The sequence below is a fragment of the Amycolatopsis sp. NBC_01307 genome (assembly GCF_035975215.1).
GTDB lineage: Bacteria > Actinomycetota > Actinomycetes > Mycobacteriales > Pseudonocardiaceae > Amycolatopsis.
Map to the genome: position 1 here is coordinate 3,272,582 of NZ_CP108403.1, position 19,785 is coordinate 3,292,366.

Annotated in this window: 21 protein-coding genes; 9 read left to right on the plus strand and 12 right to left on the minus strand. The window is 72.3% G+C overall.

Annotated features, from left to right (window positions below):
* Positions 1 to 36 precede the first annotated feature (36 nt).
* Positions 37 to 963, plus strand: a complete 927-nt coding sequence (locus OG439_RS13465) for a DMT family transporter (RefSeq protein WP_326949711.1) — start codon at positions 37 to 39, stop codon at positions 961 to 963.
* A gap of 57 nt (positions 964 to 1,020) precedes the next feature.
* On the opposite strand, the gene arc is transcribed toward OG439_RS13465, so the two are convergent.
* Positions 1,021 to 2,823: a proteasome ATPase gene (gene arc / locus OG439_RS13470; RefSeq protein WP_247051898.1), complete on the minus strand. Its 1,803-nt coding sequence runs from the start codon at positions 2,821 to 2,823 to the stop codon at positions 1,021 to 1,023.
* A 361-nt stretch (positions 2,824 to 3,184) separates the two neighbouring features.
* Between arc and OG439_RS13475 the strand changes: the two genes are divergently transcribed.
* Both OG439_RS13475 and OG439_RS13480 read left to right on the plus strand, forming a co-directional pair.
* Positions 3,185 to 4,054 carry a hypothetical protein gene (locus tag OG439_RS13475; RefSeq protein WP_247051899.1) on the plus strand — a complete coding sequence of 290 codons (870 nt, stop codon included), beginning with the start codon at positions 3,185 to 3,187 and terminating at the stop codon, positions 4,052 to 4,054.
* A gap of 13 nt (positions 4,055 to 4,067) precedes the next feature.
* Positions 4,068 to 4,517, plus strand: a complete 450-nt coding sequence (locus OG439_RS13480) for a hypothetical protein (RefSeq protein WP_326949712.1) — start codon at positions 4,068 to 4,070, stop codon at positions 4,515 to 4,517.
* A gap of 1 nt (position 4,518) precedes the next feature.
* Here the strand turns inward: OG439_RS13480 and OG439_RS13485 are convergent, their stop codons facing one another.
* Complete coding sequence (locus tag OG439_RS13485; protein ID WP_326949713.1) at positions 4,519 to 5,349, minus strand: tRNA (adenine-N1)-methyltransferase; 831 nt, start codon at positions 5,347 to 5,349, stop codon at positions 4,519 to 4,521.
* A 77-nt stretch (positions 5,350 to 5,426) separates the two neighbouring features.
* Entirely contained in the window at positions 5,427 to 6,581 is a 1,155-nt protein-coding gene (locus OG439_RS13490) for a site-2 protease family protein (RefSeq protein WP_326949714.1), read from the minus strand.
* A gap of 212 nt (positions 6,582 to 6,793) precedes the next feature.
* Here OG439_RS13490 and OG439_RS13495 point away from each other — a divergent pair, with 212 nt between their 5' ends.
* The 3 genes from OG439_RS13495 (at position 6,794) to OG439_RS13505 (ending at position 9,502) form a co-directional block, all read left to right on the plus strand.
* Positions 6,794 to 7,711 carry a RecB family exonuclease gene (locus OG439_RS13495; protein WP_326949715.1) on the plus strand — a complete coding sequence of 306 codons (918 nt, stop codon included), beginning with the start codon at positions 6,794 to 6,796 and terminating at the stop codon, positions 7,709 to 7,711.
* Complete coding sequence (locus tag OG439_RS13500; RefSeq protein WP_247051904.1) at positions 7,711 to 8,502, plus strand: thioesterase family protein; 792 nt, start codon at positions 7,711 to 7,713, stop codon at positions 8,500 to 8,502. The genes OG439_RS13495 and OG439_RS13500 overlap by 1 nt, the downstream gene beginning before the upstream one ends.
* 64 nt (positions 8,503 to 8,566) lie before the next feature.
* Positions 8,567 to 9,502 (plus strand): ParA family protein, encoded by a 936-nt coding sequence (locus tag OG439_RS13505; protein ID WP_247051905.1) that lies wholly within the window; start codon positions 8,567 to 8,569, stop codon positions 9,500 to 9,502.
* Positions 9,503 to 9,561: 59 nt separating this feature from the next.
* On the opposite strand, the gene hisG is transcribed toward OG439_RS13505, so the two are convergent.
* The 5 genes from hisG to OG439_RS13530 form a co-directional block, all read right to left on the minus strand.
* On the minus strand, positions 9,562 to 10,407 hold the full coding sequence (hisG, locus tag OG439_RS13510) for an ATP phosphoribosyltransferase (RefSeq protein ID WP_326949716.1): 846 nt from the start codon (positions 10,405 to 10,407) through the stop codon (positions 9,562 to 9,564).
* A gap of 39 nt (positions 10,408 to 10,446) precedes the next feature.
* Positions 10,447 to 10,710: a phosphoribosyl-ATP diphosphatase gene (locus tag OG439_RS13515; protein WP_247051907.1), complete on the minus strand. Its 264-nt coding sequence runs from the start codon at positions 10,708 to 10,710 to the stop codon at positions 10,447 to 10,449.
* 113 nt (positions 10,711 to 10,823) lie between these two features.
* Entirely contained in the window at positions 10,824 to 11,315 is a 492-nt protein-coding gene (locus OG439_RS13520; protein ID WP_326949717.1) for a methylated-DNA--[protein]-cysteine S-methyltransferase, read from the minus strand.
* 21 nt (positions 11,316 to 11,336) lie between these two features.
* Positions 11,337 to 12,812 carry an AlkA N-terminal domain-containing protein gene (locus tag OG439_RS13525; RefSeq protein WP_326949718.1) on the minus strand — a complete coding sequence of 492 codons (1,476 nt, stop codon included), beginning with the start codon at positions 12,810 to 12,812 and terminating at the stop codon, positions 11,337 to 11,339.
* A gap of 58 nt (positions 12,813 to 12,870) precedes the next feature.
* Entirely contained in the window at positions 12,871 to 13,503 is a 633-nt protein-coding gene (locus tag OG439_RS13530) for an HAD family hydrolase (RefSeq protein ID WP_247064304.1), read from the minus strand.
* Between the two features lie 274 nt (positions 13,504 to 13,777).
* Between OG439_RS13530 and OG439_RS13535 the strand changes: the two genes are divergently transcribed.
* Positions 13,778 to 14,689: a PAC2 family protein gene (locus OG439_RS13535; protein WP_247051910.1), complete on the plus strand. Its 912-nt coding sequence runs from the start codon at positions 13,778 to 13,780 to the stop codon at positions 14,687 to 14,689.
* Between the two features lie 15 nt (positions 14,690 to 14,704).
* Here the strand turns inward: OG439_RS13535 and OG439_RS13540 are convergent, their stop codons facing one another.
* Positions 14,705 to 15,640 (minus strand): phosphotriesterase family protein, encoded by a 936-nt coding sequence (locus tag OG439_RS13540; RefSeq protein WP_326949719.1) that lies wholly within the window; start codon positions 15,638 to 15,640, stop codon positions 14,705 to 14,707.
* A 38-nt stretch (positions 15,641 to 15,678) separates the two neighbouring features.
* Between OG439_RS13540 and OG439_RS13545 the strand changes: the two genes are divergently transcribed.
* Positions 15,679 to 16,230: a CGNR zinc finger domain-containing protein gene (locus OG439_RS13545; protein ID WP_326949720.1), complete on the plus strand. Its 552-nt coding sequence runs from the start codon at positions 15,679 to 15,681 to the stop codon at positions 16,228 to 16,230.
* Positions 16,231 to 16,466: 236 nt separating this feature from the next.
* Here the strand turns inward: OG439_RS13545 and OG439_RS13550 are convergent, their stop codons facing one another.
* Genes OG439_RS13550 through OG439_RS13560 form a run of 3 tightly spaced genes read right to left on the minus strand, consistent with a single transcriptional unit; the run spans position 16,467 to position 19,122 of the window.
* Positions 16,467 to 17,300 carry a metallophosphoesterase family protein gene (locus tag OG439_RS13550; protein ID WP_326949721.1) on the minus strand — a complete coding sequence of 278 codons (834 nt, stop codon included), beginning with the start codon at positions 17,298 to 17,300 and terminating at the stop codon, positions 16,467 to 16,469.
* Entirely contained in the window at positions 17,264 to 18,538 is a 1,275-nt protein-coding gene (locus OG439_RS13555) for an MFS transporter (protein WP_326949722.1), read from the minus strand. Before OG439_RS13555 ends, OG439_RS13550 begins: the two co-directional genes overlap by 37 nt.
* Positions 18,535 to 19,122: an ArsR/SmtB family transcription factor gene (locus OG439_RS13560; RefSeq protein WP_326949723.1), complete on the minus strand. Its 588-nt coding sequence runs from the start codon at positions 19,120 to 19,122 to the stop codon at positions 18,535 to 18,537. Before OG439_RS13560 ends, OG439_RS13555 begins: the two co-directional genes overlap by 4 nt.
* A 145-nt stretch (positions 19,123 to 19,267) precedes the next feature.
* On the opposite strand from OG439_RS13560, the gene OG439_RS13565 reads away from it, so the two are divergent.
* Positions 19,268 to 19,744 (plus strand): MarR family winged helix-turn-helix transcriptional regulator, encoded by a 477-nt coding sequence (locus OG439_RS13565; RefSeq protein ID WP_326951542.1) that lies wholly within the window; start codon positions 19,268 to 19,270, stop codon positions 19,742 to 19,744.
* Positions 19,745 to 19,785 lie beyond the last annotated feature (41 nt).

Sequence of the window (19,785 nt, forward strand, 5' to 3'; positions counted from 1 at the left end):
GGCTCCGGCGGCGGTCGCCCGGCTTGACTGCGCGTCATGGGTTTCGGGGTCACGGTGCGGTTCGGCTTGCTCGCGGCCGTGTGGGGCGCGAGCTTCCTGTTCATCAAGGTGGGCCTCGACGGCCTCTCCCCCGCGCAGGTCGCGCTGGCCCGGGTCTCACTGGGCGCGCTGGCGCTGGCCGCGGTGCTGCTGGTCCGCCGCCGGGCGCTCCCCCGCGATCTCGCGCTGTGGGGCCACCTCGTCGTCGTGTCGGTGCTGCTGTGCGTGGTGCCGTTCCTGCTGTTCTCGTGGGCGGAACAGTACATTTCGTCCGGTTTGGCCAGCATCTTCAACGCGACGACGCCGCTGATCACGATGCTGCTGGCCGCAGCCGCCCTGCCCGAGGAGCGGTTCACGCCGCCGCGGGTGCTCGGCCTGCTGCTCGGGTTCCTGGGCGTGCTCACGATCGTCGGGGTGTGGCACGGCGTCGACGTGTCGCACCAGCTGACCGCGCAGCTCGCTTGTCTCGGCGCCACCACGTGTTACGGCGCGTGCTTCGTCTACATGCGCCGGTTCGTCTCGCCGCGCGGGGCGGACCCGGTCGTCGTCGCGTTCGGGCAGACGGCGTCGGCGACGGTCATCCTCGGGCTGCTGGCGCCGGCGATCGCGGTGACGCCGATCCACCCGACGCTGCCGGTCGTGCTGAGCACGGTGGCGCTCGGCGTCTTCGGCACGGGCCTGGCTTATGTCTGGAACGTCCGGATCATCGCGGCCTGGGGCGCGGCGAACGCGTCGGCGGTGACCTACCTCACACCGGTCGTCGGCGTGCTGCTGGGCGTGGCGGTCCTGGACGAACCGGTGAGCTGGAACCAGCCCGCCGGCGCGATCCTGGTGGTGCTGGGCATTCTCGCCGCGCACGGCCGGCTGCGCGTCCGCCGCAAGGCCGCACTGCCGGCGCCCGAAGGGGAGCTGGTCCGGGACTGACCCCGGACACGCCGGTGGGGCGGTCGCCGCAGCGACCGCCCCACCGGGATGTTCGATCTACAGGTACTGACCGGTGTTCGTGGCGGTGTCGATCGCCCGCCCCGAGTCCGTGTTCTTTCCGGTGACGAGCGTGCGGATGTACACGATCCGCTCGCCCTTCTTGCCGGAGATCCGGGCCCAGTCGTCCGGGTTGGTGGTGTTCGGCAGGTCCTCGTTCTCCGCGAACTCGTCGACGATCGCGTCCAGCAGGTGCTGCACGCGCAGGCCGGGCTGGTTGGTCTCCAGCACGGACTTGATCGCCGACTTCTTCGCCCGGTCCACGATGTTCTGGATCATCGCGCCCGAGTTGAAGTCGCGGAAGTACAGGACTTCCTTGTCCCCGTTGGCGTAGGTCACCTCGAGGAACCGGTTCTCGTCGCTCTCCTCGTACATGCGCTCGACGGTGTGCTGGATCATCGCGTCGAACGTCGCCTTGGCGTCGCCGCCGAACTCGGCGAGGTCGTCCGCGTGGATCGGCAGGCCTTCGGCCAGGTACTTGGAGAAGATGTCCTTCGCGCCTTCGGCGTCCGGACGCTCGATCTTGATCTTGACGTCGAGCCGGCCCGGCCGCAGGATCGCCGGGTCGATCATGTCCTCACGGTTCGAGGCACCGATGACGATGACGTTTTCCAAGCCTTCGACGCCGTCGATCTCGGAGAGCAGCTGCGGGACGATCGTGGTCTCCACATCGGACGAAACGCCCGATCCACGGGTCCGGAAGATCGAGTCCATCTCGTCGAAGAACACGATCACCGGGGTGCCCTCGGAGGCCTTCTCCCGCGCCCGCTGGAAGATCAAGCGGATGTGCCGCTCGGTCTCCCCGACGAACTTGTTGAGCAGCTCGGGACCCTTGATGTTCAGGAAGTAGGACTTCCCGTCCTCGTTGTCGCCCCGCGCCGCCGCCACCTTCTTGGCCAGCGAGTTCGCGACCGCCTTGGCGATGAGCGTCTTGCCGCAGCCCGGCGGGCCGTAGAGCAGGACGCCCTTCGGCGGGCGCAGCTGGTACTCCTGGTAGAGGTCGGCGTGCAGGAACGGCAGTTCGACCGCGTCCCTGATCTGCTCGATCTGCCGGGTGAGGCCACCGATGTCCTCGTAGCGGACGTCGGGCACCTCCTCCAGCACCAGGTCTTCGACTTCCGCCTTCGGCACGCGCTCGTACGCGTAACCGGCCTTGGAGTCGACCAGGAGCGAGTCGCCGGGCTTCAGCGGCTGCTCCGCCAGCAGATCGGAGAGCAGCACAACCCGCTCTTCGTCCGCGTGCCCGACCACGAGCGCACGAGGGCTGGCGCCCTCGACGTCCGGTGCGAGCACCTCGCGCAACGCGCACACCTCGCCGGTGCGCTCGAAGTCGCCGCCCTCGACCACGGTCAGGGCTTCGTTGAGGCGCAGCGCCTGGCCGCGTCGCAACGACGAAATCTCCACCGCGGGCGAAACCGACACCCGCATCTTCCGGCCGGCCGTGAACACGTCCACCGTGTTGTCCTCGTACGACGTGACGAACACGCCGTACCCGGACGGTGGCTGGGCCAGCCGGTCGACCTCTTCACGGAGAGCGAGGAGCTGTCCTCGCGCTTCGCGCAGGGTTTCGACCAGTTTGGTGTTCCGCTCGGTGAGCTGGCTCACCCTTTCCGACGCCTCGGCGAGCCGCTGTTCGAGAACGCGGTTCTGCCTCGGCGAGTCGGTCAGCTTGCGGCGCAGCAGCGCCACTTCCTCTTCGAGAAAGCGGATCTGCCTTGCCTGCTCGTCCGCCGTCGTCCCAGCTCCGGATGTTGCTGAAGGGTCGGCCTCCTCGCGCCGACCTCCGGGAAGGTCATGATGCATCGGGCACCTCCTCGGAGTGCTTTTCATTCCACGGTACCGGCGATCACCGACAAGAAAAGGCCTTTCCGCATCACAAGATCGGCGCGTCGCGGTTTCTTCACCTGGTCCAGCACGGACATTCCTGCAGCACAAGGGGCCATTTGTGTGCCGTGACACGGGGTCGGAACGGGGTCTTCCGGAGCTGGACGAACCAAGCACGCAGGGAGTACCCCGTCCCCGGGAGGCCCAACCGTGCCGAAGCCGGGCATTTCCGGCCAGTTGCGCCCTAACCGCGCGGCGAGCACGCGCGGTGACTAGCATCGGGCCGACGCGGCCACCGGATGGCCGAATCTCGTCGTGGGAACGCTAGGGGGCATCACACATGACCTACCCGCCGCAGCAACCGGGCGGCTACGGCCAGCAGCCCGGCGGCTACGGGCAGCAGCCCGGGCCCTACGGTCAGCAGCCGGGCGGCTACCCCCAGAGCGGACCCCAGTCCCAGCCGGGCTACGGCGGCACGCAGCAGTTCGGCCAGCCGGATCCCTACGGCCAGCAGCCGCAGCAGGGCGGCTACCCGCCCCAGCCGGGCGCTCAGCCCCCGTACGGCGGCCAGCAGGACCAGTGGGGCCAGCAGCAGCCGGGCGGGTACGACCCGAACCAGCAGAACTACGGCGGCTACGACCCGTACGGCGGCGGTGGCGGCGGCTTCGGTGACGGGCCGCCGCCCAAGAAGAAGAAAACCGGGCTCATCATCGGCATCGCCGTGGGCGCGGTCATCGTCGTCGGCGGTGGCGTGACGGCGCTGGTGCTGGCCCTCAACGGGGACGACAGCACCACGGCCGCGCCGCCGGCGAGCAGCAGCTCCCCCGCGCCGACGTCGGCGCCGAAGACCACCCCGAAGAAGAGCACCACGCCGAGCAGCCCGTCGACGAAGACCACGAAGCCGGTCGGCGGCCCCGCCCCCGGCGGCAAGCCCAGCTCGCAGGAGCTGTTCGCCTCGACGATCGACGCGTACAACGCGGGTGACGAGAAGGCGCTCGGCGACGTCATCTGCCGCAGCGTCTACGAAGGCACGACCGGCCAGATCCCCAAGGTGACGGTGAAGCTCACCGAAGACCCGAAGGACGTCGGCGACAAGTCCACGGTCCGCTACTCGGCCACCGACGGCGCGGCGACCAAGGTCGGCACGATGTCGGCGGCCAAGGAGTCCGGTCTCTGGTGCCTGTCCAACGTCAAGGCGGACGGCTCGTGAGGCCGCGCCGGCGGTGAACCGCGCGCTCACCGCCGGGCTCGTGCTGGCCGGTGTGGCGGTCGCAGGTGTCGTGCTGGGACTGCTGCTCGTGGCGCCGTCCGGCAGCACGCCCCCGCCGTCGGCCACGCCGCCCGCGCCGGCCCGCACGTCCACGGCCCCGCCCCCGGACGCCGTCGACGCGGCGGCGGTGAAGGTGCTGGCCGACGCGATCGTCGCCGCGATCTCCCGGCACGACTCGGCGGCGTTCGGCGAGCTCACCTGCCGCCCGCAGACCACCGAGGCCCTGGCCGGGCTGCAGCGGACGTGGGACGCGGCGGGCGAGGTGAAGGCGAGCCTGCCGAAACCCCCGGAACTGCGCGGCGAGTCGGCGACGGCGGTGGTGCACGTCGAGGCCGCGGGCGGCACGAAGGACACCCCGTTCCCGCTGCACAAGGAGAGCGGGAAGTGGTGCGTGCCGGGCTAGCTCAGCCCTTGCCCTTGGCCGGGCGCCGCGACACGCGCGGGGAGACGGTGCCGTCCGCCAGCCGGCGCGCCGTCAGCAGGAACGCCGTGTGCGCCACCATGCGGTGGTCGGGGCGGACCGCCAGGCCGACCACGTGCCACGGTCGCATCAGCGTCTCCCACGACTCCGGCTCGGTCCAGCACTGCTGCTCGCGCAACGACTCCGTGACGCGCGAAAGCTGCGTGACCGTCGCGACGTAGACCGTCAGCACGCCGCCGGGGACGAGGTGCGCGGCGACGTTCGGGAGCTGGTCCCACGGGGCCAGCATGTCCAGCACGACCCGGTCGACCTCGCCCTCGTGCGTGGCCAGGTCCGCGACCGTGAGCGTCCAGTTCGCCGGCTTCTCGCCGAAGAACTTCACGACGTTGTGCTCGGCGTGGACCGCGTGGTCGTCGCGGATCTCGTACGAGCTCACCTGCCCGGCCGGGCCGACCGCGCGCAGCAGCGAGCACGTCAGCGCGCCGGAACCGGCGCCCGCCTCGAGCACCCGCGCGCCCGGGAAGATGTCGCCCCACATGACGATCTGGGCGGCGTCCTTCGGGTAGATCACCTGCGCGCCGCGGGGCATCGAGAGCACGTAGTCCGGCAGCAGCGGGCGCAGCGCCAGGTACGTCGAGCCGCCCACCGAAGTCACGACCGAGCCTTCGGGACGGCCGATGAGGTCGTCGTGGGCGAGGCCGCCGCGGTGGGTGTGGTACTCACCGCCGTCGGCCAGCGTCAGGGTGTAGTGCCGCCCCTTCGAGTCGGTCAACTGCACCCGATCACCCGCACGAAACGGTCCGCTGACCGACAACACTTCCTCCAGTACCCCGAATGGCCTCTTGCCGTTTGACCGACGACAGATCTTCGCAGGCCGCCCGGGCCGCGGGGTCAGCGGGTACGGCGGTTCAGCGCGGCGCGCAGGTCGTCCCGGCGCAGCACGCCCGCCGGGCGGCCTTCGTCGTCGACCACGAGGAACTGCCACGCCGGGGTCTCGCGGACCCGCTCGACGATCTCCTCCCCCGGCTCGGAGGCCAGCAGGACGGTCTCGGCGCGGATCGGCTCGGCCGCCAGCTCGGCCGGCGCGTGCGGCGACGTGCTCGCCAGCCGCTCCGCCGCGCCCTCGTCCAGCAACCCGGCCGCGACGCCGTCCGCGCGGACCAGCACCACGCCCCGGCCCGCCGACGCGGCCAGCGCGTCCGACACCGGGCTCTCCGCCGGCAGCTGCAGCACGGGCCGGACCAGCTCGCCCAGCACCAGGCCCTCGGGCCAGCCGCGCCGCCGTTCGGCGGCCAGCTCGGACCGCGCGCCGAGGATGACGAACCACGCCGTGACGACGCAGACACCGAGGCGCAGCCAGCGGTCGGGACTGGCCGTCGCGAGGCCCCACAGGGCCCACACGAGCAGTCCCGCCGCCACGACCGCACCGCCGCCCACCGCGGCGCGGGTGCCCTTGGCGCGGATGCCGGTGGCCGCCCAGACGCCGGCGCGGACCAGCCGGCCGCCGTCGAGCGGGAGGCCGGGCAGGAGGTTGAACACGCCGACGGCGAGGTTCGCCACGGAGCATTCGGCGATCAGCAGCCAGACCGCGCCGCCCGGCGGCACGGCGAACATCAGCAGCCCGCAGAACCCGCCCAGCACCAGCGACACCGCCGGGCCGGCCGCGGCCACCAGGCCTTCGTCGCTCGGCCGTTTCGGGGTGCGGGCGACCTCGGACAGCCCGCCGAGGAGGAACAAGCGCAGGCGCCGCACCGGGATGCCCAGCCGCAACGCGACGAGGCAGTGGCCGAGCTCGTGGGCGAGCACCGACAACCCCAGCAGCAGCGCGAACGCCGCGGCCAGCAGCCACGACATCAGCGTCGAGACGTCCGGGAGCAGCCGCCCGACCAGCGGCGCGTACAGGACGACGACGATCAGCGAGCCGATCCACCAGGACGGCGCCAGCAGCACCGGGACACCGGCGACGCGGAACAGCACGAGGCCGCCGCCGTCCCCGAGGACGGCCTGCCGGGAGCCCCCGGTGCCCTGCTCACTGGTCGCGGCCATGCCGCAGAGCCTAGAGCCCCCGGTGTCAGGAGCGGGTGATCCGGCCCCGCCCGCGACCGGGTCGTGTAACCGGCGACCCGACCCTCCAGGTACGCGAACCGGCTGTCCGGGCACGCGAACCGACCGTCCGGGTACGCGAGTTCGCCGTACGGGTGCCGGTGCCGGGCGTTGCGGTCGCCGGAACTGTCGGACCCCGGCGTTACGCTCTGCCCATGCCCGACGCCGACACTGTCACCACGGACCCGCCCACCCCCATGGACGCCGCGGACTCCGCCGTCGCCACGCGGGTGCGGCGGCGGCCCGCGTTGTCACCGTCCCGGGCCAGTGACTTCAAGCAGTGCCCGCTGCTCTACCGGTTCCGCGCGGTCGACCGGCTGCCGGAGGTCCCGACGAAGGCTCAGCTGCGCGGCACGCTCGTCCACTCGGTACTGGAACGGCTCTTCGCGCTGCCCGCCGGCGAACGGGTGCCGCCGAAGGCCCGCGAACTGCTGGGCCCGGCGTGGACCGAGCTGTCCGAGGACCGTCCGGAGTGGACCGAGCTGTTCGACGCCGCGAAGCCGGACGACCACGCCGACTGGCTGCGGTCGGCCGAGAAGCTGCTGGACGCCTACTTCGGCCTCGAAGACCCGCGGCGGCTCGAACCGGAGGCCTGCGAGCTGCACGTCGAGATCGAGCTCGGCTCGGGCGTGCTGCTGCGCGGCTACATCGACCGCGTCGACGTCGCGCCCACCGGCGAGATCCGGGTCGTCGACTACAAGACCGGCGCCGCGCCGCGGGAAATCGGCGAAGCCAAGGCGATGTTCCAGATGAAGTTCTACGCCGTGGTGCTGTGGCGGCTGCGCGGGATCGTGCCGCGCCAGCTGAAGCTGATGTACCTGACCGACGGCCAGTCGCTGGCCTACACCCCGGACGAGGCCGAGCTGATCCGCTTCGAGCGGACCCTGGAAGCCATCTGGCAGGCCATCCTCAAGGCGGGCAAGACCGGCGACTTCCGGCCGAACAAGAGCAAGCTGTGCAACTGGTGCGACCACCAGGCGCACTGCCCCGAGTACGGCGGCACCCCACCGGCGTACCCCGGCTGGCCGGAACCCGACGCCGGCGAAGAGACGCCGCTGGACCGGGCCGACTGATGGCCGACGCGTTCTACGTCCCCCACGGCGAGGGCCGGTTCACCGCGACCGCGCACACGGCCGGGCCGTGGACCCCGGACTCCCAGCACTTCGGGCCGCCGTCGGCGCTGCTGGTCCGGGCACTCGAAAACGTCGAACCGCACCACCCAGCGGAGCTCGCGCGGGTGACCGTCGAGATCCTCGGCCCGGCACCGGTGACCGAGCTGCTGGTGCGCGCCCGGGTGGAGCGGCCCGGCCGGTCGGTGGAGCTGCTGCAAGCCGAGCTGGCGACGAGCGAGCGGGTCGTCGCGCGCGCGTCGGCGTGGCGCATCGCGACGTCCGACACCGCGGCGGTGAGCACCGACGGCGGCCCGCTGCTGCCGGCACCGGACACCGTGGCGGAGTCGGCCTGGCCGGAAGGCTGGAACGGCGGCTACCTCGACGCGCTGGAGTGGCGCGCGGTCCGCGGCGGCATGGACGTGCCCGGTTCGGCCGCGGTGTGGGCCCGCCAGCGCGTCCCGCTGGTCGACGGCGAGGAGCCGAGCGGGCTGCAGCGGCTGTTCGCGGTCGCCGACTCCGGCAACGGCGTGTCCAACTACCTCGACCCGCGGCAGTGGTGGTTCATCAACTCCGAGCTCACCGTGCACCTGCGCCGGCCGCCTGCGGGCGAGTGGATCGGCCTCGACGCCGTCACGCTGGTCGGCAAGCACGGCGTCGGCACGGCGACGAGCATCCTGCACGACGGCGACGGTCCGGTGGCCACCGGCGCGCAGGCGCTGATGGTGCGTCCGCGACAGGCCGGGGGCGGATAGCCAACCACAACGGGCCCGCATCCAATAACCTTCGCGGAACGACCGACATGAGGAGCGCTCCGGCATGCAGATCACCTCGGTGGTCAACCAGAAGGGCGGGGTCGGCAAGACCTCGCTGAGCGTCGGCACCGCGGCGGCCTTGGCCGAGCGCGGCCGGCGGGTGCTGCTGGTCGACCTCGACCCGCAGGGCCACGCGACGACCGAGATGCTCGGCCTGGCCGAGGTCCGCGGGGACGCGCCGACCCTGGCGAAAGCCCTGGCCAAGAAGTGGAAGGGGCCGATCGAAGACCTCGTCGTGCCGCATCCGCGCAGCAACCTCGGCCGCGGCGGCGCGCTCGACGTCATCCCGACGTCGCCGGGGATGTTCGACCTGATCCGGCGGCTCGACTCGTTCCGCGTGCCGGGCTGGCAGCTGGCCCGGGTCATCCAGTTCGCCAACTACGACCACTGCATCATCGACTGCCCGCCGGCGCTCGACGTGCTGACGAACAACGCGCTGGCGGCGTCGCACGGGATACTGGTCCCGGTGCAGCCGGACAAGACGAGCATCCGCGCGCTGCGGCTGCTGGCGGATCAGGTGCGCTACGTCGAGCAGACCGTCGGCCGGCAGCCGCTGTCGTGGTTCGGGCTGGTGCCGAGCCTCTACCGGCGGCCGATCTCGCACTACGCGGCCGCGGCGCTGCAGGAGATGTACGAGTTCGGCATCCCGATGCTGTCGCACCTGCCGCTGGGCGTGGTGATGAACGAGGCCGCCGCCCACGGCGTCCCGGTGACGACCTACGCCCCGGAAACGCTGCAGGCGCTGTCGTTCCGCGAGATCGCGGGCACGCTCGACACGTACCTGGAGCAGAACTCGGCGCCCGCGGTGATCCCGGCGGACGAGGAGTTCGTCTTCGAGGACTTCATCTCCGAGGTCTCGGTGGCCCGCAACGCCAACGACAACGGCGCCCGCAAGGGCCTCTACGACCTGCTGCCCAAGAAGCCGCACCGCCCCCGCTGACCCCGTCGTGAGTGGTAATGCGGGTTCTAACCCGCATTACCACTCACGACCGGTGGGACTCAGAGGCGGCAGGAGCGGATGTCCGAGGCCAGGATCGCCTTCGCGCCCACCTCGGCCAGCTCGTCCATGACGCGGTTGACGTCCTTGCGCGAGACCATCGCGCGCACCGCCACCCAGTCGTCGTCGGCGAGCGGGGCCACCGTCGGCGACTCCAGGCCCGGCGTGATGGCGATGGCGCGCTCGACGAGCGTCCGCGGGCAGTCGTAGTCCAGCATCAGGTACTGCTGGGCGAACACGACCCCGCGCAGCCGCGCCGCGAGCTGGCTCTTCGCCTTGCTCTGCTCGGTGCCCTTGCGCTGCAGCAGCACGGCTTCCGACACGCAGATCGGGTCGCCGAAGGCCACCAGGTTGTTCTGGCGCAGCGAGCGGCCGGACTCGACGACGTCGGCGATCGCGTCCGCGACCCCGAGCTGGATCGAGATCTCGACCGCGCCGTCGAGGCGGATCACCTCGGCGGTGACGCCGTGACGGGCGAGGTCCTCGCGCACCAGCCGCGGGTACGACGTGGCGAGCCGCTTGCCCTGCAGGTCGGCCGGCTTCCAGTCCTGGCCCGCCGGGGCCGCGTAGCGGAACGTCGAGCCGCCGAAACCGAGGGCCTGGATCTCCTCGACCGGCGCGCCCGAGTCGAGCGCGAGGTCGCGGCCGGTGATGCCGAGGTCGAGGTCGCCGGAGCCGACGTAGATCGCGATGTCCTTGGGGCGCAGAAAGAAGAACTCGACCTCGTTTACCGTGTCGAGGATCGTCAGGTCGCGCTGCTCATGCCGCTTCCGGTAGCCCGCCTCGCCGAGCATCTCCGTCGCCGTGGCGGCGAGGGCTCCCTTGTTCGGCACGGCAACACGCAGCATTTCGCTTCTCTCCTCGTTCAGCGAGCGGTGGACCACCCGTCACAGGTAGCGGTAGACGTCCTCGGTCGACAGACCGCGGCCGAGCATCAGCACCTGCAGCCGGTACAGCAGCTGGGAGATCTCCTCGGCGAGCCGGTCGTCTGACTCGTGCTCGGCGGCGATCCACACCTCGCCGGCTTCCTCCAGCACCTTCTTGCCTTGGGCGTGCACTCCGGCGTCCAGGGCGGCGACGGTGCCGGACCCGTCGGGACGGGTACGCGCGCGCTCGGCAAGCTCCGCGAACAGCTCATCGAAGGTCTTCACGGTCTGCAGATCCTTCCACCCCGGCCGGGGTGACGCCGCCCCGGGCCGGTCCCGGTGCCGCCGATGTCACACCTCCGTGGACATCGGCTCCCGAAGGGTGGGATCGACGCTGGTCAGAAGCGGGCTTCGTGCTCCTGTTCGAAGTCGAGCAGATAGCGCTTCCGTTCGAGGCCGCCGCCGTAGCCGGTCAGCGAACCACTCGCGCCGACGACGCGGTGGCAGGGAACGATGATGCTGACCGGGTTCTTGCCGTTGGCCAGCCCGACCGCGCGCGACGCCGTGGGCTGCCCCAGCCGGTCGGCCAGCTCGCCGTAGGAAGTGGTGCTGCCGTAAGGGATCTCCCGCAGCGCGGCCCAGACCCGTTGCTGGAACGGCGTGCCGACGAAGGTGAGCGGCACCTCGAACTCGTGGCGCTGCCCGGCGAAGTACTCCTTCAGCTCGGTTTCGGCCCGCACGAAGATCTCCGCGCCCGGGTCGGGTTCGCCGAACGTGAGCTCGTCCGGGCGATGGCGCTGCTGGACCATGTACAGCCCGCAGAGCGCGTTGCCCTGGGCGACGAGGGTGAGCGGGCCGCACGGGCTGTCCACCACCGTGTGGGAACGCATGATTCTCCTGTCGTGGGTGGGTCAGGCGGCGGGCATGCGGTTGATGGCGTGGTCGCCGGTGGCCCACAGGTGCTGGGTGGCGTACGCGCGCCACGGGCGCCACGCCGCGGACCGCGCGACGACGGCCGCCGGGCCGCCGAGGCCGAGCGTCTCCGCCGCGTACTTGATGCCGAGATCGGTGGGCAGGAACGCGTCCGGGTCGCCGAGCGAGCGCATCGCGATGCTCTCGACGGTCCACGGCCCGAAGCCGGGCAACGCGTTCAGCGCGGCGCGGGTCCCGGCCCAGTCGCTGCCCGCGCCGAGGTCGAGGCCGCCGCCGGTCAGCGCCTCGACCAGGGCGAGCAGCGTGCGACGGCGGCTGCGCGGCATGGCGAGCGTCTCCGGGTCCAGGTCGGCCAGCGCCTCGGGAGACGGGAAAAGGTGCGTCAGGCCGCCTTCGGGGTCCTCGATCGGGGTGCCGTGCGCGACGACGAGCCGGGCGGCGTGGGTGCGCGCGGCGGCCGTCGACACCTGCTGGCCGAGCACCGCGCGGACGGCGAACTCGGCGCCGTCGACCGTGCGCGGGACGCGCCGGCCCGGCGCGGCCGCGACCAGCGGGGCCAGCAGCGGGTCGGTGGCGAGCTGGCCGTCGACGGCTTCCGGGTCCGCGTCGAGGTCGAGCAGACGGCGGCAGCGGCTGGTGGCGGCCGGGAGGTCGCGCAGGTCGGACAGGGTCAATCGGCAGGCGATGTGACCGGCGGCGGAGTCTCCGGGACGCAGCGCGACGACGCCGTGCCCGCGTGGCAGCCGCAGCGTGCGGCGGTAGGCGCCGTCGCGCCACTCCTCCACGCCCGGCACGCCGGTGGCCACCAGGTGCCCGAACAGGTTGTCCGGGCAGAGCGGCTTGCGGAACGGCAGCCGCAGCTCGATCGCCCCGGCCGCGGCGCCCGGCTTGCTCTTGGCCCGGGTGCGCAGCTCGGTCGGCGAGAGGGCGAACACCTCGCGGACGGTGTCGTTGAACGTCCGGATGCTGCCGAACCCGGCGGCCAGGGCCAGCTCGGTCATCGGCAGCGTGGTCGTCTCGATGAGCGTCCGCGCGGTCTGCGCGCGCTGGGCCCGGGCCAGGGCCAGCGGCCCGGCGCCGAGTTCCGCCAGTACCTGGCGCTCGACCTGCCGGACGCTGTAGCCGAGGCGGGCGGCGAGGCCGCGGACGCCTTCGGTGTCGACGACGCCGTCGGCGATCAGCCGCATCGCCCGGGCGACGAGGTCCGCGCGCTCGTTCCACAGCGGCGAGCCCGGGCTGGCGTCCGGGCGGCAGCGCTTGCACGCCCGGAAGCCGGCCTGCTGGGCGGCCGCGGCGCTCGGGTAGAAGGTCATGTTCCGCGGTTTGGGCGGCACCACCGGGCAGCTGGGCCGGCAGTAGATCCGGGTCGTCACGACCGCCGTGAAGAACCACCCGTCGAACCGGGCGTCCTTCGCCTGCACGGCCCGCACGCACCGCTCGAAGTCCTCGTGCACGCCCCCAGCATCGCCGAGTCCGCGCGCCCCGGCTAGCGGAAAAGCGACATGGGGGTGCTCAGCCGAGCAGAGCCGTCAGCGCCCGCGCGTCGACACCCACGAGCGTGTCGCGGAAGACGCGCCGCTCCCCCGGCTCGACGTCGACGTCGTTCGGGATCACCAGCACCGTGCAGCCGGCGGCGACCGCCGACGCGGTGCCCGGCGGCGAGTCCTCGATCGCGACACAGCGCCCGGGCGCGACGCCGAGCAGCTCGGCGGCCTTGAGGTACGGGCGCGGGTGCGGCTTGTTGAACCCCTCGACCTCGTCGCCGCACACGGAGACGTCGAAGAACTCGCGGCCGATGGTGTTCAGCGCCAGCTCGGTCAGGTCCCGCTCGGTGGAGGTGACCAGGGCCGAACGCAGGCCCGCCGCGCGCACGGCGGCCAGCACTTCGCGGGCGCCGGGGCGCCACGGCAGCGCGTCGTCGAACAGCCCGGCCGTGCGGCGCCGGATCAGCACGCCCGCTTCGACGATCGCCTCCGGCGTCACCTCACGGCCGGCGACCTCGAGCAGGCAGGCGGCCGTGTCGTCCATGTTGGACCCGACGAGCGTCATCCGCGTCTCTTCGGAGAGCTTGCCGCCCAGGGCTTCCGCCGTCTCGTACAGCGCGACGTCCCACAGCTTCTCGGAATCGACCAGTGTTCCGTCCATGTCGAACAACACGGCGTCGAGACCGTCCACAGTGGATCCTCTCCGGGGTCGGGTGGTGAAGTGCCGGGGTTTCCGCTCCGGGCGCGGTCCCCGCACTCCACGGTAGCCGAGCCGGGAGAACTCCTCGACGGCCAACGGGGCGGCTGAGGCGCCCGCCACACCGCCGGGAGGAAGGCCGGCGCTGCGCCGTCCGGACGGGTGACGCCGGTAAACGGCGGCGACAGGCCGCCGGACGTGCTGAACAGCCTGGGCCCGGTGGTCGTAGGCTGGTCCGGTGAGTGAGCCCGTCGACGAGACCCCGCGGCCGCCTGGCGACCGCCCCGAACCCTCCCGGCCCTTGATGGTGGTCGCCTTCGAAGGCTGGAACGACGCAGGTGACGCGGCCAGCCGCGCCGTGGAGCACCTGCAGCTCAACTGGGACGCCACACCACTGGCCGAGCTGGAACCGGACGACTACTACGACTTCCAGGTCAGCAGGCCCACGGTCCGCATGGTCGACGGCGTCACCCGCCGCGTCGACTGGCCGACGACGACGTTGTCGGTGTGCCGCCCCGACGGGTTCGACCGCGACGTGGTCCTCGTGCAGGGCCCCGAGCCGAACATGCGCTGGCGCGCCTTCTGCGCCGAACTGCTCGAGCACATCCAGCAGCTGGACGTCGCGACCGTGGTGACACTGGGCGCGCTGCTCGCCGACACGGCGCACACCCGGCCCGTCCCGGTCACCGGGACGGCGTACGACAAGGACACCGCGTCGCTCTACGGGCTCGACCTGAACAACTACCAGGGCCCGACCGGCATCGTCGGGATCCTGCAGGACTACTGCGTCCAGGCCGGCATCCCGGCCGTCTCGATCTGGGCCGCGGTGCCGCACTACGTGTCGCACCCGCCGTCCCCGAAGGCGACGCTGGCGCTGCTGCACAAGCTGGAGGACATCCTCGACGTCGAGATCCCGCTGGGCGCGCTGCCGGAGCAGTCCGAGGAGTGGCAGCGCACGGTCAGCGAGATGGCCGACGAGGACGAAGAGATCAGCGAGTACGTCCGCGGGCTCGAGGAGCGCGGCGACGCGCAGACCGAGGTCGCGGAGCAGGACGTCAGCGGCGACAAGATCGCCGCCGAGTTCGAGCGCTACCTGCGCCGCCGCGGCCGCGGCGGCAACGGGGGCCAGGAAGGCTTCGGCCTCCGCTGAGTCACTTGCGCCAGGTCACTTGAGCCAGCTGGTGGCGAACGCCCGGGCGGGGTTCGCCACCAGCATGGCCGTGACGACGTCGCCGCCGAGCACCTTGGTGAGCCGCGGCGCGAGCGTCGAGAGCAGGTAGGACGCCCCCGGCTGCCGCCGGGCCGCGGCGGTCGTCGTGTCGCCGCCCAGCAGGATCTGCCCGCCGTGGCCGGCCTCGACGAGCGCTTCCAGGCCGTCGAAGAGCTGCCAGTCGGTCGCGTGGTTGGCCCGGGACGGGCCGTCGAACCCGAGGAAGACGCCGGTCTCGGCGATCTCACGCTGGATGCGCACGTCGGGGTTGCGGTTGAGGTGCCCGAGGATCACGCTCTCCGGCGGCACGTCCAGCTGCTCGCACAGCAGGTGGACAGTCTCGAGCGCCGCGGTCCCGAGCTCCAGGTGCACGGCGATCGTGGCCCCGGTCTCCTGCTGGGCGACCGCGGCGGCGGTCATGGTCAGCCGCGCGTGGGAGTCGATCGAGTGGAACGCGCCGGCGACCTTGACCAGCCCGGCGCGCGGGCCGGTGCGCGGCTCGTCCGGCAGGTCGGCGGGCTGGGTGCCCTCGGTCAGGTCGGCGACGAACTCGCGCACGAGGTCGTCGGTCACCCGGTCGAGGATCGCCGGGTCGTAGTGCTCCGCGCGGTGCAGGCCGGTGGCCGCGACCACGTGCACACCGAGCTCCTGTGACATCCAAGCGAGCTCCCGGGTCCGGCGCGTGAGGCCGTACGGCGTCCACTGGACGAGCGCCGAGCCGCCCCACACCTTGAACTCGAGGAGCGCTTCCGTGGCGGCGCTCGGGTCGTCCAGCTCCTGGCCCGGCAGCAGCTTCGAGGCGAAGAAGAGGTGGTCGTGCGCGTTCGTCACGCCCAGCTCGGCCGGATCGATGTCACCCAGCACCGTCCGGACCTGCGGGTCAGCGGTCATGCCGTCGAGTGTAACGGCTGACCCGTTACAATGCGAGCATGCCCGACGACCACGCCTTCCGCTTCGACAGCGGCGCCCCCTGGCTCGACCTCATGGCCACCCGCGGCCGCCACTTCGGGGCGAGCCCGGTGGAACGGATGCCGACGCGGGACCGGCTGGCCGAGTGGCTCGCCGAAGTCGGGTTGACGCCGCTCGCGCTGGTCACCGACGCCGACGTCGAGGCGGCGCACCGGCTGCGCGAGGCGCTGCGCGAACTGGCGCTCGGCGTGGTCGACGGGGTCGCGCCGCGAGCCGATCAGGTGCGGTCGCTGACGACGTTCTTCCGGGCCGAGCCGATGCACCTGGCCGCGCTCGACCGGCTCCACCGCAGCGCTCCGGCGACGGTGGCCGACGCCTTGAGCAGGCTCGCGCTGCAGGCGGCCGACTGGCTCACCGGCCCCCTGCGCGCCGACCTGCGTGCCTGCCCGGAGCAGGACTGCCGGGGCGTGTTCGCCGACCCGGGCGGGCGACGCCGCTGGTGCCCCTCCCCGGCGTGCGCCAGCCGCGGCCGCGTCCGAGCACTCAGGGAGCGCCGCCGCGCCGAGTCCTGACGACTGCACCCGCGCCGGTCCGCGCGACCGACCGGAGGTCGCCGACCGAAACCTCGGTCGCACTGACCGGCCCGACGTGACCGCGATCCGGGCGCAGGCCGAGGTGTCCGTCCGCGGCGATGACGTCGACCGGGACCCGCGCGGCGCCAGATCCGGCCCTACTCATTCGGGTGAACCCGGATGCGGAGGTCGTAACTCCGGAACACTTTCTCGGCGAAAGTGCGGCTCGCGGCGGGTCAGGAGGGCCAGAGGATGCGGCGCATCGGCACCGCGCCCCGGGCGCGCTTGCGCCACTCGCGCGGGTAACCCAGCGAGACCTCTTCGAAGCGGACGCCGTCGGCTTCGGTGGTGCGCGGGATGTGCAGGTGGCCGTACACCGCGATCTCCGCGCGGTAGCGCAGGTGCCAGTCCTCGGTCTTGGTCGAACCGCACCACAATGCGAACTCCGGCCAGTACAGCGGCGCGGTCGGGTGGCGGTGCAGCGGCCAGTGCGACATCAGGATCGTGCCGTGGTCCTGGGGGATCGCGTCGAGCCGCTCGGTGCTGATCTTCAGCCGGTCGGCGCACCAGGCCTGGCGGCTGGGGTACGGGTCCGGGTGCAGGAAGTACTCGTCGGTGCAGACCACGCCGGCCTCGCGGGCCTGGCGCAGCGCCTCCTCCAGCGACTTGCCCTCCGCCGCCGGGGTCCGCCAGCTGTAGTCGTAGAGCAGGAACAGCGGCGCGATCGTCAGCGGCCGCGAACCGTGCTGCCACACCGGGTACTCGTCCTCGGGGGTGAGGACGCCGATCTCGCGGCACCCCTCGACGAGGTGCTCGTAGCGCGCCTGGCCGCGCAGCTGGCACTCGTCGGTCTTCGTGGTCCACAGCTCGTGGTTGCCCGGCACCCAGACGACCTTCGCGAACCGCTCGCGCAACGTCTTCAGCGTCGCGATCGTGACGTCGGCCCGCTCGGCGACGTCGCCCGCCACGAGCAGCCAGTCTTCGGGCGTCTCGGGCACGACGGAGTCGAGGATCGGGCCGTTGCCCTCGTGGGTCACGTGGAGGTCGCTGGTGGCGAAGAGGTGCGGCACCCCTCCACCGTAGCCACCACCGTTTCCCCGACGTCCCCGAACCGGGTGATTCGGCGGGTTTTCCGCACGAGCACCAGGACGCCGGCGAGGACGTAGACCCCGGCCTGGACGTCCAGCAGCACCGCGGGCCCGGTCGTCGCGACCAGGGTCCCGGCCGCCAGCGCGCCGAGGGTGCTGAACGTCGCCATCACGGCGAACGTCGTGCTCAGCACCCGGCCCGCCCGCTCCGGCGCGACCGCGCTCTGGATCTCCGACAGCACGCCGGCGCCGACGACCACGCCGGGGGCGCCCACCAGCACGAACAACCCCACGTAGACGCCCAGCGCGGTCGTCGCCAGCGCCAGGTTCCAGATCACCGCGGAGACCAGGCCCAGCACGATCGAGCCCCAGCCCAGCAGCCTGGCCGGCGCCACCCGGCGCGCCACGGTCGCGATGGCGAAGCCTGCCGCGAGCCCGCCGACCGCCTGCACGCCGCGCAGCAGGCCCGCGTCGGCCTCGCTGCCGCCGAGCACCTGCAGCACGAACACCACGAACAGCACCAGGAACATGCCCTGGGCCAGCGAGGTGAGCACCACGGCGAGCCCGGTCCGCCACAACCGGCGGTTGTGCGTCAGTTCCCGCAGCCCGTCCAGCCACGCCTGCACCACCGGTTCGGGTGCCGCGGCCGGCATGGGCGCGCTCACCCGGCGGAACGGCTTCGCCAGCAGGCCTGCGGCCACGACCAGCACGATCAGGTAGCCGGTGATGACGTCCGCGAGTCCCCCGAAGCCCAGCAGCGCGCCCCCGGCCCAGCCGCCGGCCAGCCGGGCGACGCTGCCGTTGACGCTCATCAGCCCGTTCGCGCCGGTGACCTCCTCGACGCCGACCAGCTCCGGGACCAGCGCGTTGCGCGTCGGCTCGAACACCGACGCGAGCGCCGCCTGGGCGGCCATCACCGCGTACACGACGGCGATCCCCGGCTCGGCCAGCAGCGGCAGCGCGACGACGGCAAGGCCGCAGCAGACGCCGAACAGCACCGCCCGCCGGTTCCAGCGGTCGGCGACCACGCCGGCGACCGGGCTGAGCAGCACCGCGGGCAGCAGGCCCAGCACGATGCTCAACGCCGTCGACGCCGCGGACCCGGTGCGCTGGAAGACGTAGACCGGCAGCGCGACCTGCAGCATCCACTCGGCCGTCTCGCCGAAGAACGCGGCCACCCACAACCGCGCGAACGCGGGTACCCCCAGCAGCTGCTTCATTCCTCCGCCTTCCCCGAGTGTTCGATGCGCGGGAACGCGCGCACGCCGACGTGCACCGGGCGCGCGCCGGGCGGCACGTCCGTCCGAATCGCGCCGACGTAGGGCCGGACCAGGGCGTCGATCGCGTGCGAGAGCCGGGTCAGCTCCTCCGGCGTGACGCGCAGCGAGTAGCTGCTCAGCCCGGCCGCGGACCGCCACGCCGGGTCGAGGTCGTCCAGCGAGTCGAGGTAGCGCTGGGTCAGCTCCTGCTCGTTGGCGAGGCTCGCGCCGACCACCCCGAGCTGGGCCGCCCGGCGGACCGGGTCGTCGTCGATGTCGCCGAGGTCGAGCCCGACCTGCCGGGCCCGCCACGGGCGCTCCCGGCCGTCTTCGGCGTCCGCCCGCTCGACCAGGCCGTACTGCGCGAGCTGCCGCAGGTGCCAGCTGCAGTTGGAGGCGGTCGACCCGACGGCCTCCGCGCACTCGCTCGCGGTGCGCGGCCCGACGGAGGTCAGGTGGTGCAGCAGCGCCGACCGCAGCGGGTGCGACAGCGCCCGCAGCAGTTCGACGTCCTCGACCCGCTTGCGCGGCGGCAGCTCGGCCATCGGTCACCTATCTGAAAGGATCGTTTCGAAAGTGTTCTTTCATAGTTGATCCCGCCTGTGGGTTTGTCAATCGGCTCCGCTATCGTTCGCCGGGCAGCGACTGCGCGAAGCAGTGACTGCGTCGTCACCGAACCTGGGATGGATGTTGCCCGACCAGCGCGAACTCGCCACCGCCGCCGCCCTCGCCCTCCCCCGGTTCGTGGGGTCGACCGCGCTCTTCCACGCCGCGGTCGCCGAGCGGATGGCCGTCACGCCCACCGAGCTGCACTGCCTGCACCTGCTCCACGGCGGCGTCAGCGACTCCCCGACCGAGCTCGCCCGGCTGCTGGGCATGACCACCGGCGCGTTCACCCGGCTGCTCGACCGGATGGCGCTGCACCGGCTCGCCGAGCGCGCGCCCGACCCCGCCGACCGGCGCCGGCTCGTCGTCCGGCCGCTGCCGGACCGGATGGCCGAGCTCGCGGAGCTGTACGCGCCGATGGCCCGGTTCGTGGGCGAGCGCCTGGCCCACCTGGACCGGCGCCAGCTCACCGCCCTGCTCGGGTTCCTCACGGACGGCACCGCCGCGGCCGAACGCTCGACCACGCAGCTGCCGGATGTGACCCAGGCCATATCGAGTTGACTAACTCTACAGTCGTTGCGTTAACCTGGCTCCACTATGAA

Excerpts from the sequence above, each read along its gene's own strand:
- OG439_RS13465 (WP_326949711.1), top strand. The coding sequence starts at position 37 with ATGGGTTTCGGGGTCACGGTGCGGTTCGGCTTGCTCGCGGCCGTGTGG.
- arc (WP_247051898.1), bottom strand. The coding sequence starts at position 2,823 with ATGCATCATGACCTTCCCGGAGGTCGGCGCGAGGAGGCCGACCCTTCA.
- OG439_RS13475 (WP_247051899.1), top strand. The coding sequence starts at position 3,185 with ATGACCTACCCGCCGCAGCAACCGGGCGGCTACGGCCAGCAGCCCGGC.
- OG439_RS13490 (WP_326949714.1), bottom strand. The coding sequence starts at position 6,581 with ATGGCCGCGACCAGTGAGCAGGGCACCGGGGGCTCCCGGCAGGCCGTC.
- OG439_RS13495 (WP_326949715.1), top strand. The coding sequence starts at position 6,794 with ATGCCCGACGCCGACACTGTCACCACGGACCCGCCCACCCCCATGGAC.
- OG439_RS13500 (WP_247051904.1), top strand. The coding sequence starts at position 7,711 with ATGGCCGACGCGTTCTACGTCCCCCACGGCGAGGGCCGGTTCACCGCG.
- OG439_RS13505 (WP_247051905.1), top strand. The coding sequence starts at position 8,567 with ATGCAGATCACCTCGGTGGTCAACCAGAAGGGCGGGGTCGGCAAGACC.
- hisG (WP_326949716.1), bottom strand. The coding sequence starts at position 10,407 with ATGCTGCGTGTTGCCGTGCCGAACAAGGGAGCCCTCGCCGCCACGGCG.
- OG439_RS13520 (WP_326949717.1), bottom strand. The coding sequence starts at position 11,315 with ATGCGTTCCCACACGGTGGTGGACAGCCCGTGCGGCCCGCTCACCCTC.
- OG439_RS13530 (WP_247064304.1), bottom strand. The coding sequence starts at position 13,503 with ATGGACGGAACACTGGTCGATTCCGAGAAGCTGTGGGACGTCGCGCTG.
- OG439_RS13540 (WP_326949719.1), bottom strand. The coding sequence starts at position 15,640 with ATGACCGCTGACCCGCAGGTCCGGACGGTGCTGGGTGACATCGATCCG.
- OG439_RS13545 (WP_326949720.1), top strand. The coding sequence starts at position 15,679 with ATGCCCGACGACCACGCCTTCCGCTTCGACAGCGGCGCCCCCTGGCTC.
- OG439_RS13555 (WP_326949722.1), bottom strand. The coding sequence starts at position 18,538 with ATGAAGCAGCTGCTGGGGGTACCCGCGTTCGCGCGGTTGTGGGTGGCC.
- OG439_RS13560 (WP_326949723.1), bottom strand. The coding sequence starts at position 19,122 with ATGGCCGAGCTGCCGCCGCGCAAGCGGGTCGAGGACGTCGAACTGCTG.